The organism is Limnomicrobium aquaticum, assembly GCF_040545545.1.
Lineage (GTDB): Bacteria > Pseudomonadota > Alphaproteobacteria > Rhizobiales > Rhizobiaceae > Ensifer_A > Ensifer_A aquaticum.
On sequence record NZ_JBEPMB010000001.1, the window covers coordinates 1,689,070 to 1,707,407 of the forward strand.

At 61.3% G+C, this 18,338-nt stretch carries 14 protein-coding genes, 1 tRNA gene and 2 pseudogenes; 6 read left to right on the forward strand and 11 right to left on the reverse strand.

Translation table 11 applies throughout. The annotated features are described in order from the left end of the window. Nucleotides 1-85 precede the first annotated feature (85 nt). Nucleotides 86-799: a DNA helicase gene (locus ABID16_RS08490; RefSeq protein ID WP_354555851.1), complete on the forward strand. Its 714-nt coding sequence runs from the start codon at nucleotides 86-88 to the stop codon at nucleotides 797-799. 228 nt (nucleotides 800-1,027) lie between these two features. On the opposite strand, the gene ABID16_RS08495 is transcribed toward ABID16_RS08490, so the two are convergent. The 4 genes from ABID16_RS08495 to metH form a co-directional block, all read right to left on the reverse strand. Continuing rightward, nucleotides 1,028-1,408 carry a DUF6481 family protein gene (locus ABID16_RS08495; RefSeq protein WP_354555852.1) on the reverse strand — a complete coding sequence of 127 codons (381 nt, stop codon included), beginning with the start codon at nucleotides 1,406-1,408 and terminating at the stop codon, nucleotides 1,028-1,030. A gap of 29 nt (nucleotides 1,409-1,437) precedes the next feature. After that, complete coding sequence (locus ABID16_RS08500) at nucleotides 1,438-1,662, reverse strand: hypothetical protein (protein WP_354555853.1); 225 nt, start codon at nucleotides 1,660-1,662, stop codon at nucleotides 1,438-1,440. Between the two features lie 122 nt (nucleotides 1,663-1,784). Next, nucleotides 1,785-1,994, reverse strand: a complete 210-nt coding sequence (locus ABID16_RS08505) for a cold-shock protein (RefSeq protein ID WP_354555854.1) — start codon at nucleotides 1,992-1,994, stop codon at nucleotides 1,785-1,787. Between the two features lie 301 nt (nucleotides 1,995-2,295). Then, a complete protein-coding gene (gene metH / locus ABID16_RS08510) occupies nucleotides 2,296-6,060 on the reverse strand; it encodes a methionine synthase (RefSeq protein WP_435532393.1) in 3,765 nt (1,254 codons plus the stop codon). Nucleotides 6,061-6,470: 410 nt separating this feature from the next. On the opposite strand from metH, the gene ABID16_RS08515 reads away from it, so the two are divergent. Beyond that, a complete protein-coding gene (locus ABID16_RS08515; protein WP_354555856.1) occupies nucleotides 6,471-8,144 on the forward strand; it encodes a methyl-accepting chemotaxis protein in 1,674 nt (557 codons plus the stop codon). Between the two features lie 200 nt (nucleotides 8,145-8,344). Here ABID16_RS08515 and ABID16_RS08520 read toward each other — a convergent pair whose 3' ends face one another. Both ABID16_RS08520 and ABID16_RS08525 read right to left on the reverse strand, forming a co-directional pair. Next, the gene (locus ABID16_RS08520; protein ID WP_354555857.1) at nucleotides 8,345-8,581 is read right to left on the reverse strand and encodes a DUF2171 domain-containing protein; all 237 of its coding nucleotides are present in this window, start codon (nucleotides 8,579-8,581) and stop codon (nucleotides 8,345-8,347) included. Between the two features lie 78 nt (nucleotides 8,582-8,659). Beyond that, a complete protein-coding gene (locus ABID16_RS08525; protein WP_354555858.1) occupies nucleotides 8,660-9,550 on the reverse strand; it encodes a LysR family transcriptional regulator in 891 nt (296 codons plus the stop codon). 146 nt (nucleotides 9,551-9,696) lie between these two features. On the opposite strand from ABID16_RS08525, the gene ABID16_RS08530 reads away from it, so the two are divergent. Then, entirely contained in the window at nucleotides 9,697-10,764 is a 1,068-nt protein-coding gene (locus ABID16_RS08530) for an alkene reductase (RefSeq protein WP_354555859.1), read from the forward strand. A 206-nt stretch (nucleotides 10,765-10,970) separates the two neighbouring features. On the opposite strand, the gene ABID16_RS08535 is transcribed toward ABID16_RS08530, so the two are convergent. After that, nucleotides 10,971-11,047 (reverse strand) — tRNA-Pro (locus tag ABID16_RS08535). Between the two features lie 157 nt (nucleotides 11,048-11,204). Here ABID16_RS08535 and ABID16_RS08540 point away from each other — a divergent pair. Next, complete coding sequence (locus tag ABID16_RS08540; protein WP_354555860.1) at nucleotides 11,205-11,696, forward strand: hypothetical protein; 492 nt, start codon at nucleotides 11,205-11,207, stop codon at nucleotides 11,694-11,696. A gap of 155 nt (nucleotides 11,697-11,851) precedes the next feature. Further along, nucleotides 11,852-12,190 (forward strand): annotated as a pseudogene (locus tag ABID16_RS08545) (hypothetical protein); the annotation flags it as partial. A 215-nt stretch (nucleotides 12,191-12,405) separates the two neighbouring features. Here ABID16_RS08545 and ABID16_RS08550 read toward each other — a convergent pair. The 4 genes from ABID16_RS08550 to cysD form a co-directional block, all read right to left on the reverse strand. Beyond that, nucleotides 12,406-14,421: a putative bifunctional diguanylate cyclase/phosphodiesterase gene (locus tag ABID16_RS08550; protein WP_435532372.1), complete on the reverse strand. Its 2,016-nt coding sequence runs from the start codon at nucleotides 14,419-14,421 to the stop codon at nucleotides 12,406-12,408. 123 nt (nucleotides 14,422-14,544) lie between these two features. Then, nucleotides 14,545-15,123: a peroxidase-related enzyme gene (locus ABID16_RS08555; protein ID WP_354555863.1), complete on the reverse strand. Its 579-nt coding sequence runs from the start codon at nucleotides 15,121-15,123 to the stop codon at nucleotides 14,545-14,547. 31 nt (nucleotides 15,124-15,154) lie between these two features. Then, on the reverse strand, nucleotides 15,155-17,050 hold the full coding sequence (nodQ, locus tag ABID16_RS08560; RefSeq protein WP_354555864.1) for a bifunctional sulfate adenylyltransferase/adenylyl-sulfate kinase NodQ: 1,896 nt from the start codon (nucleotides 17,048-17,050) through the stop codon (nucleotides 15,155-15,157). Continuing rightward, nucleotides 17,050-17,970, reverse strand: coding sequence for a sulfate adenylyltransferase subunit CysD (cysD, locus tag ABID16_RS08565; RefSeq protein ID WP_354555865.1), 921 nt, complete (start codon nucleotides 17,968-17,970; stop codon nucleotides 17,050-17,052). Before cysD ends, nodQ begins: the two co-directional genes overlap by 1 nt. Nucleotides 17,971-18,198: 228 nt before the next feature. Here cysD and ABID16_RS08570 point away from each other — a divergent pair. Beyond that, nucleotides 18,199-18,338, forward strand: a pseudogene (locus ABID16_RS08570) (glutamate--cysteine ligase); the annotation flags it as partial.

An 18,338-nucleotide genomic window follows, 5' to 3' on the forward strand; every position in this document is an offset into this window, starting at 1 on the left:
ATGCAGGGTGACTGACACACGTCGAACCATCTGTTCGGGCATCGCATGAGGAGGGATTGCGTTTTGGCTCGCAATGGAGGTTTTGATGAAGCTTTCTGCACCCATTTATCAGCTCAAGCGACGCGCCAAACTGATGGTCCGGAAAGGCAGCGTTCCGCTGCATCAGGCGCTGGATACGATTGCCCAGGAAGAAGGGTTCGCGCGCTGGAGCCTTCTCTCGGCCCATGCGGCGGCCGGGCCGCTTTCCAGGACGTTGCTCTCGCAACTGGAGCCCGGCGACCTGCTGCTTTTGGCGGGGCGACGTGGACAGGGCAAGACGGCGCTCGGCCTCCAGCTTTTGCTGGACGCCGTGCGCCTTGATCGAAAGGCGGTCCTGTTCACGCTGGAGTTCACCGAGAAAGAGGCGCGCGAGCATCTCCGCACCCGCAGCGACGGCGTGGATGATCTATCCGATCAGGTCGAAATCGTCACGTCGGAGGAGATCAGCGCCGACTATGTTGTCCTGCATCTTTCCGGAGCGCCGGCGGGAACCGTGGCGGTGATCGATTACCTGCAAATTCTCGACCAGAAGCGAAACAAGCCGCCTCTTTTCGAGCAAATCGGCAGCCTCGGCGTTTTCGCCAAGCAGAGTGGGACCATCCTCGGCTTCATCTCGCAGATCGACCGCTCCTTCGATCCGTCGAGCAAACCGCTTCCCGATATCAGCGACATCCGCATGCCGAACCTTGTCGATCTCGGTCTCTTCAACAAGGCGTGTTTCCTGCATGACGGTGCGGCGCAGATGCAGAATATCGGATGAGGACTACAGAGCTGCGGCGTTCAGACGCCGCAGCTTCCCTTGCGCCACCGCATCCGGAAACTGTGCGGTCACCTTATATAGGCGATAGTGAAGTGCGGCGCTGCGGCGCGGTCCTTGATATCGGCGCTATGAACCATGAGTTCCCCCATACGGAGCTTTGTCGTGTGAAGCCTCCCGATCGAGATCTCAACCGGCGCTCAATCCAGGTCCGGCCTCAGAGCAGGATTGTCAGGCTTGCCGGGCCTTGCGGTCGGCGTAGCGCTGATCGCGTTTGGCCTTTCGCTCTGCCTCGTCTTCGATCACGCGGGAGATCCGTGCCTTCTCGGCACCTTCGCGGGCCTCGATTTCGGCGGTGGCTGCAGCCTCGGCTGCCGCATGCCGTTCTGCGGCTTCGGTCTCGGCGCGCGTCCGTTCTTCGAGCTTCACGCGTTCGCGTTCAAGGCGTCGTTCTTCGCGCGCTGCCGCGTTGGCCGTTCGTTCGGCCTGTCTTGCCAACCTGTCCGGTTCGGCGGCTGTCTTTGCGGTACGGTACGCAGCAAGGAGTGCCGCCTTGGCGTCGGCGGATGCGGTGTTACGGTCGGCAAGGTCTTTGTTTCTGGCGTTCTTCATTCTTATCCCAACAATGAGTGAAGGAGAAATCAGCGCATTTTGGCGCGCTTTGCGATGAGACTGGATGTGACCGACACACGATCGGCCACCTCTTTGGCGATGCGCGCCTCTCTCAGCCGGAGAGTCTTGGCATCCCGCGCGTAGGCGACGGATACCAGTTCCTCTACCGCGTCATTCTTCGCAAAGAACTGCGTCTGAATGCTGCTGAAGGCGCGCTCCGCCTGCTGGCGGGATTTGCTATAGGTCTGGGTCATGGAAACCTCGTTGGTTTCAGCGTGAACGCCGAAACGAAAAGGCCAGGCAAAACGCCTGGCCTTAATGAAACAGCTTCCTGCAGTGCCAGTACATCCGTGGTCAAAGGGAAGCGAATTTCGATTTATGCGGCCTGAAGATTGATGGCCGCCATCTTGCCCGACTTGCTGTCGCGCTCAAGTTCGAAGCCGATCTTCTGGCCTTCGACGAGTTCGCGCATGCCCGACCGTTCGACGGCCGAGATGTGAACGAATGCGTCAGCGCCGCCGTTGTCAGGCTGGATGAAGCCGAAGCCCTTGGTGGAATTAAACCATTTTACTGTGCCAGTGGTCATGTTGAACCCTTTCAAAGCATAGATTGAGGTGCCGCGAAGCTCATGCTGCGCAGGTCGAAACCGACTATTTTTGAAAGAGAAGTTCGCTTAGGGCGCGGTGCCAATCGCGCAGTAGACAAAGCTCGGCAAGCAAAAGATCGATGAGATATATGTAATGGATTACGCCGGGGACGTCAACGGAAAGTTTTTAAATGCGTATAAATACAATCTTTAAGAGCATATTCTTGTCATATATTGGAAAGGCCCTGCGTGCCCACGTCTTCCAGCCGTGGGCACGTTCGAGGGTCCGCCCTTAATCTCCTCACTCCGCCGCCTCGCTCACCGGCACGTAATTCAGCACCGGCCCCAGCCAGCGCTCCACTTCGCCCACACTCATGCCCTTACGCGCCGCATAGTCCTCCACCTGGTCGCGCTCCACCTTCGCGACGCCGAAATAGTAGCTTTCCGGGTGGCTGAGGTAGAGGCCGGAGACGGAGGAGCCGGGCCACATGGCGTAGCTTTCGGTGAGTGTCACGCCGGTTGTGGCTTCGGCGTCGAGCAGGCGGAAGAGGGTTTTCTTTTCGGTGTGGTCGGGCTGGGCGGGGTAGCCGGGGGCGGGGCGGATGCCGGTATAGGGTTCGGCTGCAAGCTCTTCCGGTGCGTAGGCCTCGTCGGGGGCGTAGGCCCAGAAGTCCTTGCGGACCTTTTCGTGCATCCGCTCGGCAAAGGCTTCGGCGAAGCGGTCGGCGAGCGCCTTGACCATGATGGATGAATAATCGTCATTGGCGCGCTCGAAGCGCTCGGCGATCGCCACTTCCTCGATGCCGGCGGTGACGACGAAGCCGCCGATATAGTCGGGCTTGCCGGTCTCGGCCGGTGCCACGAAGTCGGCAAGTGCGACATTCGCCCTGCCCTCGCGCTTGGCGAGCTGCTGGCGCAGCGTGAAGAGCGTGGCAAGCTCTTCGCCGCGGGTCTCGTCGGTGAAGAGGCGGATGTCGTCGCCTATCGTATTGGCCGGCCAGAAGCCGATGACGGCGCGCGGGGCGAACCATTTCTCGTCGATGATCTTTGCAAGCATCGCCTGCGCGTCGGCAAAGAGCTGGTGGGCGGCCTCGCCCTGCTTTTCGTCATTCAGGATATCCGGATAGCGGCCCTTCAGCTCCCATGTCTGGAAGAAGGGCGTCCAGTCGATATAGCGGGCAAGTTCCGCCAGATCCCAGCTCTCGAAGACCTTGGTGCCGGTGAAGGTCGGCTTCGGCGGGGTGTAGCCGGACCAGTCGATCTTGTGGGCATTGGCGCGGGCAGCCGAAAGGCTCGTGCGCTTCTTGGCGGCCTCGGCCTTTTCGTGGGCTTCGGCGACCTTCTTGTATTCGGCGCGGATGCTTTCGACATAGCCGGGCTTCATTTCGGAACTCAGGAGGCTCGAGACGACGCCGACGGCGCGGCTGGCGTCGGTGACGTAGATCGCCTGCCCTTTTTGATAACGCGGATGGATCTTGACGGCGGTGTGGACGCGGCTCGTGGTCGCGCCGCCGATGAGCAGCGGGATGTCGAAGCCCTCGCGCTCCATTTCGGCGGCCATGTGGACCATTTCGTCGAGCGACGGCGTGATGAGGCCGGAGAGGCCGATGATATCGACCTTCTCGGCCTTGGCCGTTTCGAGGATCTTCGCCGCCGGCACCATGACGCCGAGGTCGATGATCTCGTAATTATTGCAGGCGAGCACGACGCCGACGATGTTCTTGCCGATATCGTGGACGTCGCCCTTGACGGTCGCCATCAGCACCTTGCCCGCCGTTTCGCGCTCGCCCATGATGCCCTTGGCGGCATTGGCGGCCTTTTCGGCTTCCATGTAGGGCAGCAGCACGGCGACGGCCTGTTTCATCACGCGGGCGGACTTGACCACCTGCGGCAGGAACATTTTCCCTGAGCCGAAGAGATCGCCGACGACATTCATGCCGGCCATCAGCGGGCCTTCGATGACATGCAGCGGGCGCTCGGCGGCCTGACGGGCCTCTTCGGTGTCGATGTCGATGAATTCGGTGATGCCGTTGACCAGCGCATGTTCCAGCCGCTTTTCCACCGGCCAGTCGCGCCATTTCAGGTCGCGTTCCTTGGCTTCCTTGCCGGCGGCGCCCTTGAAGCGTTCGGCGAGTTCCAGCAGGCGCTCGGTGGCGTCGTCGCGGCGGTTCAGCACCACGTCTTCGCAGGCTTCGCGCAGGTCCGGCTCGATCGTCTCATAGACGGCGAGCTGGCCGGCATTCACGATGCCCATGTCCATGCCCGCCTGAATGGCGTGGTAGAGGAAGACGGCATGCATGGCTTCGCGCACCGGCTCGTTGCCGCGGAAGGAGAAGGAGAGGTTCGACACGCCGCCCGAGACATGGACATGCGGCAGCGTTCTGACGATCTCGCGCGTCGCCTCGATGAAGTCGACGCCGTAATTGTTGTGTTCCTCGATGCCGGTGGCGACCGCGAAGATGTTCGGATCGAAGACGATGTCTTCGGGTGCAAGGCCTGCCTTTTCGGTCAGGATCTTGTAGGCGCGGGTGCAGATTTCGATCTTGCGTTGTTTCGTATCCGCCTGCCCCTGCTCGTCGAAGGCCATGACGACGACGGCGGCGCCATAGGCGCGCACCAGCTTGGCATGATGCAGAAACGCCTCCTCGCCTTCCTTCAGCGAGATGGAATTGACCAGCGGCTTGCCCTGCACGCATTTCAGGCCGGCTTCGATCACCTCCCATTTGGATGAGTCGATCATGACCGGAACGCGGGAAATGTCGGGCTCGGCGGCGATGAGGTTCAGATACTCGATCATCGCCTGCTTCGAGTCGATCAGGCCCTCGTCCATGTTGATGTCGATGATCTGCGCGCCGTTTTCCACCTGGTCGCGTGCGACATCCAGCGCTGCCGCATAGTCGCCGGCCGTGATCAGCTTGCGGAACTTGGCCGAGCCGGTGACGTTGGTGCGCTCGCCGACGTTGACGAAGGGAATGTCCTTGGTGAGCGTGAAGGGCTCGAGGCCGGAGAGGCGCATCAGCGGCGCGCGTTCCGGGATTTCGCGCGGCTTGTGCCTGGCAACGGCCTCGGCAATCGCCTTGATATGCTCCGGCGTCGAGCCGCAGCAGCCGCCGACGATGTTGACGAGGCCTTCGCGGGCGAAGCCTTCCACCTGTTCGGCCATGAATTCCGGGCTTTCGTCATACTGGCCGAAAGCGTTGGGCAGGCCGGCATTCGGATAGGCGCAGACGAGCGTATCCGCGACTTCGGAGAGTTCCGCCAGATGCGGGCGCATGGCTGTGGCGCCGAGCGCGCAGTTCAGGCCGATGGTGAAGGGCCTGGCGTGGCGCACGGAATGCCAGAACGCGGTCGGCGTCTGGCCGGAAAGCGTGCGGCCGGAGAGATCGGTGATCGTGCCGGAAATCATGATCGGCAGATCGACGCCCTTTTCCTCGAAGACCTCGAAACAGGCGAAGATCGCCGCCTTGGCGTTCAGCGTGTCGAAGATGGTTTCGATGAGGATGATATCGGCCCCGCCATCGATCAGGCCGCGCAGCTGTTCGGCATAGGCGATGCGGAGATCATCGAAGCTGACGGCGCGGTAGCCGGGATTGTTGACGTCGGGCGAGATGGAGGCTGTACGGTTGGTCGGCCCGAGCGCGCCGGCGACAAAGCGCGGGCGTCCGTCGATGGCTTCGGCCCGGCGTACTGCGCGCTTGGCGAGGCGCGCACCATCGCGGTTCAGCTCATAGACCATGTCTTCCATGCCGTAATCGGCCTGGGCAATGGTGGTGGAGGAGAATGTATTGGTCTCGACGATATCCGCGCCGGCGATGGCATATTTGAAATGGATTTCCTCGATCGCCGCCGGCTGGGTGAGGATCAGCAGGTCGTTATTGCCCTGCTGATGACAGGCGCAGGTGCCGAAACGGTCGCCGCGGAAGTGATCCTCGTTGAAGCCGAGGCCCTGAATCTGCGTGCCCATCGCGCCGTCGAGCACGAGAATGCGCTGGCGCGCAGCCTCCATCAGCCGCTCGCGCGCAGGCTTTTCAGGTGCGGCGGGAGAACCGAAGAGCGTATCCATCATGGGCGACATAGGAGCCTCGCTTTGCGACATAAAGGCATCCTTATATGGTTATGCAAAACGGGAAGCAACACCTATCGGCCTAAGAAATGCGGGCAATTGCAGCGACTTGCGTCAAAACGGCGCATAACGGCACGGCACGGGGTTCGGATCGTAAGACATAGGAAAATTGTATATAGTCAATTTTATATTTAATCCCGAGTTAATAAATATAAAATATATATACTGTGGTCAGCAGATAGCAAAACGCAAATCTGCATGTATATCTGAAGTTGCATAGGGGCATTTGGCGTATTTTCGAGCTGCATTCAAAATTTTGAATTTCAGTTTTACATAAAATACGCCGAACTTCGGAAACTTTACTTTAACCACGGAAAACCTTGGGGGAATTTGTGAGTATACTGTCTTTTGGAATGAGCACCTCAGCAGCAACACTTGCCGCATTAAGTAAATCTGCGGCAATGATCGAGTTCGATCTCGACGGGAAAATTCTCACAGCGAACGAAAATTTCTGCAGCGCGCTGGGTTATGAGCTTTCCGAGATCGTCGGCAAGCATCACCGCATGTTCGTCGACCCCAAAGAGAGCGCCAGCCCGGACTATGCGGCGTTCTGGGCGAACCTGAAGCGGGGGCAGTTCGACCGCCGGCAATACAAGCGCATCGCCAAGGGCGGCCGCGAAGTCTGGATCGAGGCTTCGTATAATCCGGTTCTGTCCGGCAAGACGCCGGTGAAGGTGGTCAAGATCGCCACGGATATCACGGATATCAAACGGAAATCCGCAGAGGATGCCGGCAAGCTCCAGGCGATCTCGCGCGTCCAGGCGGTGATCGAGTTCACACCGACCGGGGAGGTGCTGACGGCGAACGACAATTTCCTCAATCTGCTCGGCTACACGCTGGCCGAGATCGCGGGCAAACATCATTCGCTGTTCTGCGATCCCGACTATGTCCGCTCCGAGGCCTATCGTCGCTTCTGGGCCGATCTTGCGGACGGCAAGCCTCATGCGGACGAGTTCAAGCGGGTCGGCAAGGGCGGCAGGGAAGCGTGGATCCAGGCCTCGTACAATCCCATTTTCGACATGAACGGCAAGGTCTTCAAGGTGGTCAAGTTCGCCACCGATGTGACCGACCGCGTCAAGGCCGTCCATGCGCTGGGGCAGGCGCTGAAGCAACTGGCGCAGGGCGATCTCGAACAGACCCTAGACACACCGTTCCCCGCAAATCTCGAGAGTGTAAGGCACGATTTCAATGCGTCGCTGAGCCGCCTGCGCGATGCCATGAGCAATGTCGCGCAGAATGCGGTCTCGATCGCGGCGGGCTCATCCGAAATCCGGGATGCGGCAGACGATCTGGCCAGGCGCACCGAACAGCAGGCAGCCTCCATCGAAGAGACCGCGGCCGCGCTTGAGGAAATCACCACGGCTGTCGCAGACGCCTCCCGCCGCGCCGAAGAGGCTGGCCGGCTGGTTGCCACCACGAAGAAAGATGCCGAGCAATCGGGTCTCGTCGTCAAGGAAGCGATTACCGCGATGGGCGACATCGAAAAATCCTCGGGGCAGATTTCCAACATCATCGGCGTGATCGACGAGATCGCCTTCCAGACGAACCTTCTGGCGCTGAATGCCGGCGTAGAGGCCGCGCGGGCGGGCGAGGCCGGCAAGGGCTTTGCCGTCGTCGCGCAGGAGGTCCGCGAGCTTGCGCAGCGCTCGGCGAAGGCGGCCAAGGAGATCAAGACGCTGATCGGCACATCGTCCAATCAGGTCAAGCAGGGCGTTGTGCTGGTGGACAGGACGGGGCACGCCCTTGAAGAGATCGTGCAGAGGGTCAAAGACATAGACCGCAACGTCGCGGCCATCGTCGAGTCGTCGCGTGAACAGGCAACGGGCCTGAAGGAAATCAATCAGGCCGTGAACATCATGGACCAGGGGACGCAGAAGAATGCAGCCATGGTCGAGGAAACGACGGCGGCAAGCCACAGCCTTGCATCGGAAGTCGACGCACTGAACGCCCTGCTCGCGACCTTCAAGACCGGCGACCAGGCATCGTTGCGGAATTTCCGTGGGACGTATCGAGCCGCAGCAGCGTGACCGGCAAGCCATTGGGAATACTTGCCCATGCACGCGCGAAAAAGCGGCACCCGCTGGGGGAACAGAAAAAGCGGCACCCGCTGGGGGAACAGGTGCCGCTGACAAGACGACATGGCTTGGGGGCAAATCAGTCATGCCATCATCCGCGACCCCGATAAGGTCGCGGCCGGGCGCAGGCGCCCGGGAAGGCGGCTGACCGCTTAATTCTGAACGTCGGTCCAGGTTGCCTGAACGTCAGTGGCCTTCTTCGACAGGTGAACATGGGCGTCGACATGATCGACCCAGTCGAGCGGGATTTCATGATGCTTGCCGTCGCGCGAATCCTGCTTCGTCAGCTTGATGCGGCTATTGCCGTCAAGATGGTCGACAGTCCCGATATGCTTGCCATCGACAGACTTTACTTCCATGTGGTCCTTGATCTGGCTTGCGGAAATCATGGGCGTTTCTCCTTTGTCGTGTTTTGTCTCGGGTTAACTCGACAGGGCCGCGAATGTTCCTCGCGCAGGCGGGCTTCGTCAGCCCAGATAGGCGGCAAGCTCTTCCGGCGTCCCCTGCGGGAAGGCCGCCTTGAGATAATCGAGAAAGGCGGAAACGCGGGCGCTCAGCAGTCGCCGCGAGGGGTAGAGCGCCCAGAGCGCGATCTTGACGCCCTCGATCTCGCCCCACTGGACAAGCCTTCCGGCGGCAATGTCGCGACTGACAAGGGAAAGCGGCAGCCGCGCCGCGCCCGCGCCCATGGAAACGGCATCGCGGATCATGACGTTGGATGACATGGCCAGCACCGGAAGGACCGATAGCTCTCGCGGCCCTTCCGGCGTCGTCAGTTTCCAGGTATCGGCCTTGCTGATCGCACCCCGGACAACCGCCGGGACCTGACCGCCGTCCTGCGGCCAGGCGAGACCGGGTGCCGCAACCACCACCTGCCGGTCGCTCAGGAAGGCACGGCCGATGAGATTGATGTCCGGCTCGGGATTGACGCGGATGACGAGGTCATAGGCTTCCTCGATCATGTCCACCGGGCGGTCCTCGACAACGATCTCGACCCTGACCTCCGGATAGCGCATCACGAAACCCGCCGCCAGCTTGCCCAGGGCGGCCTGCGAAAACAGAAGTGGCGCGCTGATGCGCAGCCGTCCGCGCGGGGCCTGACCGCCCGAGGCGATGGCCGCCGTCGTCTCTTCCAGTTCGGTCAGAAGCTGGCCGGTGCGCTCATGGAGCGCCCGCCCCTCTTCCGTCAGCTTCAGGGCCCGCGCGCCGCGCTCGAAGAGCCGAAGACCAAGACTGGCCTCCAGTTCAGCCACGCGGCGCGACAGGGTCGCCTTGGGTCGGCCCGACAGGCGCGCGGCCTTTCCGAAGCCGCCATGGCGGGCCACCAGATTGAAATCGGCCAGCGCGAGAAGATCCATCCGTTCCACCTGTGAGACGATGAGTCCAGATATAGCGTCTATTGGAACGAATGTGGATCCTTAAATTGAGACTTGTCTTTCGACACCGCGCCGCCGGCCGGTTGTCCCGCATAAAGTTTCGAACCGCATTTCACAGGAGAACCACAATGACCGATCTCTGGACCCCAATCACACTTGCAGGTGCAACACTGCCGCATCGTCTCGCCATGGCCCCCATGACCCGAAGCCGCGCGAAGCCAGACGGCACGCCGGGCGACCTCGCCGCAGACTATTATGCCCAGCGCGCCTCGCTCGGCCTGCTGATTACCGAAGGCACGCAGCCTTCCGATGACGGGCAAGGCTATCTCGCCACGCCGGGCATCTATACGGACGCGCATGTCGCGGGCTGGCGCAAGGTGGCTGACGCCGTGCATGACGGCGGCGGACGCCTGTTCATCCAGCTCATGCACGTTGGCCGCCGCTCGCATCCCGACAACACGCCGCATCATCGCCAGCCGGTGGCGCCCTCGGCGATTGCCGCCGGCGAGGACATGTTCACGATGACCGGCATGCAGCCGGTTCCGGTGCCGCGGGCGCTGACGACGGCGGAGGTGCGTCAGACCATTGCCGATTTCGCCCATGCCGCCAAACGGGCTGTCGAAGCTGGAGCCGATGGCGTCGAAATCCATGGCGCCAACGGCTATCTGGTGCACCAGTTTCTGGCGACGAACTCCAACCAGCGAACTGACGAATACGGCGGCGCGATGGAAAACCGGGCTCGCTTTGCCGTTGAGGTTGCGCGCGCGGTGTCAGAAGCGATCGGCCCGGAAAGGACCGGCATCCGCCTCTCGCCCGGCGTTCCGACCGGTGGCATCGCGGAAGGCGAGAGCAATGACGATCTCTATCGCTATCTGGCGGCTGAACTCGGCAAGATGAAGCTTGCCTATCTCCACGTCCTGCATATCCGCAGCGATGCGTTCCTGGAAGACATCCGCCGCGCCTTCGGCGGCACCCTGGTGCTCAACCGCCCCGGCCGTCCGCGCGACCAGATCGGCGCAGATGTGGCGGCGGGTCGTGCCGATATCGAGGCGCTGGGTTCGATGGCGCTCGCCAACCCCGATCTCGCGCAGCGCCTCAAGACGGGGGCGCCGCTCAACGAACCCAAGCGAGCCCTCTTCTACGCCGGGAGCGGTGCAGAAGGCTATACGGACTATCCGGCGATGGACGCGGCCTGACACGGGACCGGGCGGGTGCGTGTGCTCGCCCGGCTTTTCAGCTTCGAATTTTCAGAAACGGAAACTTGTTCGAGCCCCCATGGGCCCTGACGGGCCTGCACGCTACCAAGCTCCGGGAACCCGCATCCGTCGCAGTGACGAGCAGAAGCCAGCTTCGCAGGCGAAACTGCTTCACATAAAGCTCTGAATATCATGGGGAAATTAGCTGGTCGGAGTGGAGTGATTCGAACACTCGACCCCCACGTCCCGAACGTGGTGCGCTACCAGACTGCGCTACACTCCGATGCCAGCGAGGGGGTCTATAAACCAGCGATTTTGAAACCACAAGCGCCGTGTGACGGTTTTTCGAATTTTTTTTGGGGCACGGGCGGGATACGCAGGCGAAGGCCTTAACCTTGCCGCGGGATGGGCGTAAAGCATTGGCGAAAAAGGAGATTGCCATGCTGGAGCTTTATCGACCCCTGGCCGCGCTTGCGGCGTGCATTCTTGTGGCCGGCTGCACGACCACAGAGGATGCGCAGCGTTCGGTGGCGAGCCGCTGGCCGGGGCAGCCGGTCGACAGCTTCTTTTCCGCCTATGGACCGCCCGTTTCGAACTACAAGCTCTCCGGCGGGCGCACGATCTATACGTGGCGTGGCGGGCGGATGGACAAGTATATTCCGCCGGACTACCAGATCGTCCGGCGCGACCCCTTCTACGATCCGATCCTGGGGCCGATGTCCGGTCCCCGCTTCGGGCCGCGTTTCGGGCCATGGTATGACGATCCGCAGATGGTCATGGTCTCCCCCGGTCGCGACGTGCGGCTGCAATGCGAGGCGCAGATCACCGTCAACAAGGCGCGTGTCATCGAAACCATCAGCCTGTCGGGCGACACGGAAGGCGACGGCATCTCCCGTTCGCGCTGCGCGGAAGTGTTCGGCGTGAAGAAATAAAGGGCTGAGATCGAGGGAAAAGGGCTGAAGACCGGGGATTGGCTGCAACATTTTCGATTTTTTGCGCGCCGACCGTTGCCACGCGCATTGCGAATCTTGCAAACCTGATAGCGGCGATTCGGCGGTTGAGGCCGGACAATTTCGAGTGGGCGATCATGAAACTTAAATTTCTTGCACTGGCAGCGGTTGCTGCGTCTCTTTCGGCTTGCGCAACGACGGGCGGCAGCCTCGGCGATCCGATCTCATCGGCCTGGGTCGGCAAGTCGGCCGGCAAGTTCTTCGCGGCCTATGGCCCGCCGCTCGCCGATGACGGCACCGGCTCCACCTTCACCTGGAAGGGCGGCTACAAGCGCGTGCGTGGCGACTATAAGAGCTGCTCGGCCACGATCACCGTCAATGGCGATTACAACATTCGCTCCATCACCATCACTGGCGACCGGCAGGGCGAGTTCAGCCCCTCCTATTGTCGCGAGCTTCTGGCGCCGGCCAGCGTCGTCAAGACGGCGCCTGCTCCTGCTCCGGCGAAGACTGCCGCAAAGGGCCCGAAGCCGGCCAAGAAGTCCTGACATCGAGAGACACCGCCCTGCGGCGGGCGCGTTGACGCATTGTCGCAGGCGGCCTCTTCACTTCAACTGGAACGACGCGGGAGATTGGCCGATTTCCCGCGTTTTTCGTTGGCCCGCTCTACAGGCGTCACAGAGCGCGGGACCTATTCGATTGTGACAAGGCTTGCCGGAGCCTTCTGATCACGGGCCTCGGCGTCGAGCCGCGCGCCGACCAAATCGCGCTCCAGGGGCTTCGCAAAATAGTACCCCTGCATGGCATCCACACCGAGCGATGTCAGAACGCGCACTTCCTCTTCCCGCTCCACCCCTTCGGCAATCGCCGTCAGGCCCATTTCGCTGCACAGCGTGAGCACGGACTTGACGATCTTGTAGCTCGCGGGTCGCTCGTCGATGCGGTCGACGAAGCAGCGATCGATCTTGATCTTCGACAGGGGCAGCTTGTGAACGTGGTTGAGGCTGGAATAGCCGGTGCCGAAATCGTCGAGCGATATCTGGCAGCCCAGCGCCCGCAGCAGCTCTATCGAATGGGCAGCCTGTTCGAAGTCGCGCATGATCGCGGTTTCGGTAATTTCGAAATTGATCCGCCGGGGCGCGATGCCGCTGGCATTGACGGCGGCGATGATGCGCAGAACGTTTTCCTCGACGGCCAGATCGTGCGGCGACAGATTGAATGACAGATAGGGCTCGCCGGGCCAGGTTTTCGCCTCGGCCAGCGCCCGCGTCAGCAAAAGCCGGGTGATGACGTTGATGCGGCCGTGCTGCTCGGCAATCGGGATGAATTCGGCCGGAGAGACGGGGCCGAGCACCGGGTTTGTCCACCGCGCCAATGCCTCGAAGCCGACCGTCAGATTGGTTTCCGCGGCAACGATGGGCTGATAGGCCAGCGACAGTTCACGGTCGAGATCGGCCGCGAAGAGCACCTCCTCGACCTGTCGCTGACGCATCAGTGCCTTGGCCTGGCGCGCATTGAACACGACAACACTTGCGCGGTTCTCCCGCTTGGCGCTGTAGAGCGCATAGTCGGCGCGTTCGTAAAGATCCTGCCCGTTGAGCCCGACATCCGGGTAAACTGCTATGCCCATCGAGCCCGTCACGTGAACCACGCTGTTGCCGATCATGATGGGCAGCGAGATGCTGGCGCAGACGCGCTGGCCGAAATCGATCAGAGCCTTCTCGTCCATCGCTGACGAGTCGATCAGCAAGGCAAACTCGTCGCCGCCGAGGCGAAATATGCTGCAGTCGGAGGACTCGAACGCCGACAGCCGATCGGCGACCTCCACCAGGACCTTGTCGCCAGCCGAATGTCCGTAGAGATCGTTGACAGGCTTGAAGCCGTCCAGATCGACGACGCCGATGGCAAGACGCCCGTCGTCCTCACGCGCCCGCTCAAAGGCCGAGGCGAGATTGGAAAAGAAGCTGCGGCGGTTGGCAATCTGGGTCAGGCTGTCGAGATTGGCGAGCCGCAGGTTCTCGTCCGACAGACGCTGCATCTCGCGGTTCTTGTCGCGCAGTGCCGTTCGTTGCGCCAGTAGCGTCAGCCGCTGTTCGTTGAGCTTGGTGAAGTCGGAATAGTGGCGCAGCATGATCGCGATCATGGCAAGCGACACGAGGAACATGTTGACCGCCGTGGCGATCAGGGTCGGCTCGCCGGACATGCCCATGACCACGGCGAAAGGCAGGATGACCAGAAATGTCACCATCAGCGCTGCGGAACGCAGGTGCATGAGGCAGAAGATGACCCCGATGACGGTGATGGACATGAAGAAGGCCACATGAGCCTTCTGGTAGTCATTGCCATAGGGGATCAGGGAGATGGACCAGAGAACCGACAGAACCGAAATGGGCAGGACAAGACGATTGGTGGCAACCAGACGGCGATAGGCATAGGCCGCATCGACCGTCTTGCGGGATTCGCGGATCCAGCCAAGCCCGCGCGAGATGAAGCCCACGGCAAATATGGCCGGAATGACCTTTACCAGCCAGAAGGGCGCGCTGTTCTGATGCGTTCCGGCAAGAGACAGCATGTTCGTCAGGAGGATGAAGTAAAGAAGCGGGACCTGCTTCGAGAAGGCCTTGAACTGCGCGAGCGTCAATTCCGGATTGTCGTTCGGAACCGTCAACAGACGTTTCAGAGACTGAAACAGTGTCACTCCCCCCATTCCATTCATCAACGCTGCTCGCGACACCTCAACTCACATCTGGGACACTATCGATCGGAATGTTAAATTTCCGACAAATCGGAAGTCACTAATTTTTGTATATCTAATAATGCTTCAATCCCGTCATCGACCGAGCGCGTAAAATTCATCATTGGGGCGCAGTGTCACGACATTCGCGATCCTGTTTGAAAAACCAAACAGACCCGTGATGGCCATGATATCCCAGATGTCTTCCTCGTCAAATCCGAAGGCCTCCAGCGCAGCGAAATCGGCCTCGTCCACCGAGTAAGCCGCCTTAGACACCTTCATCGCGAAGTCCAGCATGGCCTTCTGGCGGGGCGTAATATCGGCCTTGCGATAGTTGATCGCGACCTGATCGGCGATCAGTGGGTTCTTCGCACGGATGCGCAGGATGGCGCCGTGCGCAATGACGCAATATTGGCACTGATTGGCCGCACTCGTCGCCACGACGATCATCTCGCGCTCGGCTTTCGTCAGGTTGCCGGGCTTGTCCATCAGCGCGTCGTGATAGGCGAAGAAGGCGCGGAATTCCTCCGGGCGGCGGGCGAGCACAAGAAAGACATTGGGCACGAAGCCGGATTTCTCCTGCACGGCCTCTATGCGCTCGCGGATATCGACGGGCAGGCTTGAGAGGGCGGGAACCGGGTAGCGGCTGATCGGCGGCGCGGTCGCGTTGCTCATGTCATCGGCCCTCCTCCGGCCTTCGACAGGTCTATCCCCGCATCAGTCGTTCGCCCATGAATTCGGCGATGCGGCGGGCGAGATCATCGGGCTCTTCGGCCAGGGTGTCCAGCCGCAGCTCCGGGTTCTCCGGCGGCTCATAGGGCGAGCTGATGCCGGTGAAGTTGGCAATCTTGCCCTCGCGCGCCTTCTTGTAAAGGCCCTTGGGATCGCGCCGGGCGCATTCGTCGATGGGCGTGTCGACGAAGATCTCGATGAACTCGTCCTCCTCCATCATGTCGCGCGCCAGCCGCCGCTCCGCCTTGAAGGGCGAAATGAAGGACACGATGACGATCAGACCGGCATCGGCCATGAGCTTGGCGACTTCGGCGACACGGCGGATGTTTTCAACGCGATCGGCCTCGGTGAAGCCGAGATCGCGGTTGAGCCCATGGCGCACGTTGTCGCCATCGAGCATGTAGGTGTGGCGGCCCTCCGCGTGGAGCAGCTTTTCGAGGCTGTTGGCGATGGTGGACTTGCCCGAGCCGGAGAGCCCGGTGAACCAGAGAACGGCGGGGCGCTGGCCCTTGATCTCGGCACGCGCCTGCTTGTTGACCTCCATCGCCTGCCAGTGGACGTTTTCCGCCCGGCGCAGCGGAAAATCGATCATGCCGGCGCCAAGCGTGGCATTGGTGTAGCGGTCGATGAGGATGAAATTGCCGGTCGACCGATTGTCCCGGTAGGCGTCAAAGGCAACCGGCCCCTGAAGCGAGAGATTGCACACGCCCACACCGTTCATGGCGAGCGAGCGCGCCGCATCGCGGGCGAGCGTGTTGACGTTGACCTCATGTTTCAGCGCGGTCACCGTGCAGCTCACCGTATCGGTTTCGGTGCGCAGGATATAGGAACGGCCGGGGATCAAGGGCCTGGCGTCGAACCAGACGAGATGGGCCTGAAGCTGGTCGGCCACATGCGGACGATCGGTGGGCGCGACCAGCATGTTGCCGCGCGACAGTTCGATCTCGTCGGCCAGCACCAGCGTGACCGCCTGGCCCTCGACCGCCTCGGCCAAGTCGCCGTCCTTCGTGACGATGCGGGAGATGCGCGAGGTCTTGCCGGATTTGGCGGCGACGATCGGATCGCCGACCGCGATGCGGCCACCGGCAACCTGCCCGGCAAAGCCTCGAAAATCCTGGTTGGGCCGGACGACCGACTGGATGGGGAAACGGAAGGGCTGGTCAGGTCCCCTGCCCGCGATCTCCACCGTTTCCAGATGGCCGAGCAGGCTCGGCCCGGCATACCAGGGCGTATTGACCGAGCGCGCGATGACGTTGTCGCCAAAGCGGGCGGAGAGCGGGATGGCGGTGACGGTCTCGAAGCCGAGTTCGGCCACGAAGGCACGATAGTCGGCGGCGATCTGATCGAAGACCGCCTGATCGAAATCGACCAGATCGAGCTTGTTGACGGCCAGCACGACGTGGCGGATGCCGAGCAGCGAGGCGATATAGCTGTGGCGGCGGGTTTGGGTTAGGATGCCACGCCGGACATCGACCAGCACGACGGCGAGATCGGCGGTCGAGGCCCCGGTCGCCATGTTGCGCGTATATTCCTCGTGACCCGGCGTGTCGGCGACGATGAACTTGCGCTTGCCGGTGGCGAAGAAACGATAGGCGACATCGATGGTGATACCCTGCTCGCGCTCGGCCTCCAGTCCGTCCATCAGGAGGGCGAAATCCAGCGCCTCGCCATTCGTGCCATGCTTGCGGCTGTCGATGGCGAGTGCCGCAAGCTGGTCTTCGAAGAGAAGCTTCGTGTCGTAGAGCAGCCGGCCGATGAGCGTCGACTTGCCGTCATCGACCGAGCCGCAGGTCAAGAAGCGCAGCATGGATTTTTCTTCCTGCGCACGAAGGTAGGTGGCCAACTCAGTTTCAGGGCTTCGCTTCGGCATCAGAAATAGCCCTCACGCTTCTTCTTTTCCATGGAGCCCGCCTCGTCTCGGTCGATTGCGCGGCCCTGGCGTTCGGAGGTTGTTGCGGCGAGCATTTCGGCGACGACCTTTTCGAGCGTAACGGCCTCGGACGGGATTGCGCCGGTCAGCGGATAGCAGCCGAGCGTGCGGAAACGGACGGAGCGCTCCTCGACCCTGTCTTCGGGCCCGATCGGCATGCGCTCGTCGTCGACCATGATCAGCATGCCGTCGCGCCTGACCACAGGGCGCTTCGCGGCCAGATAAAGCGGCACGATGGGAATATTTTCCTTCAGGATATATTGCCAGATATCCAGTTCGGTCCAGTTGGAGAGCGGGAAGACGCGGATCTCCTCGCCCTTGTGGATGCGGGTGTTGTAGGTCTTCCACATTTCCGGGCGCTGGGCCTTCGGATCCCAGGCATGTTCCTTATTACGGAAGGAGAAGATGCGTTCCTTGGCGCGCGACTTCTCCTCGTCGCGCCGTGCGCCGCCAAAGGCTGCATCGAAACCGTATCTGTCGAGCGCCTGCCGGAGCGCCACCGTCTTCATGACATGGGTGTGGTGGCTGGAACCATGCGTGAAGGGGCCGATCTTCTCGGCTAATCCATCCGGATTGACATGCACCAGGAGATCGAAGCCAAGCTCGGCCGCGATGCGATCGCGAAAGGTGATCATCTCCTTGAATTTCCACAGCGTATCGATATGCAGAAGCGGGAATGGCGGGCGGGCGGGATAAAACGCCTTCATCGCCAGATGCAGCATGACGGATGAATCCTTGCCGATGGAATAGAGCATGACCGGCTTTTCAAAATTCGCCGCCACCTCCCGCATGACATGGATCGCCTCGGCCTCAAGCCGCTCAAGATGCGGCCGGTCAAGATAAGGTAGCGCCTTCGACACCGTCGTTCCTCCGGGCCACGGACGGAGCCGCAGCCGCTTCAAGCATGCTGGCGAGGAGGTTTATCGGGGCTGGATTGCCCGGAACTGGTTTGGCGATGGCGCAAGGTTCCGGGGAAGAAGGTCCAGCACGCGCAATCCCACCCGTCGGATATATTCGTTTGCAAAATTCGTACTTTCAGTACATGTGCTGGTCGATTTGAGTTTTCTAATCTCTGAAAGACACTTTCCATGGCGCGCGACACTTCCGATCACACCTCCATCGGCTCGATCGGCGACCTGACCGACTATCTGGCCAAGGGCTGCAAGCCGGAGGCGGACTTCCGGATCGGGACAGAGCACGAGAAATTCGGCTTTTTCCGCGACAGCCA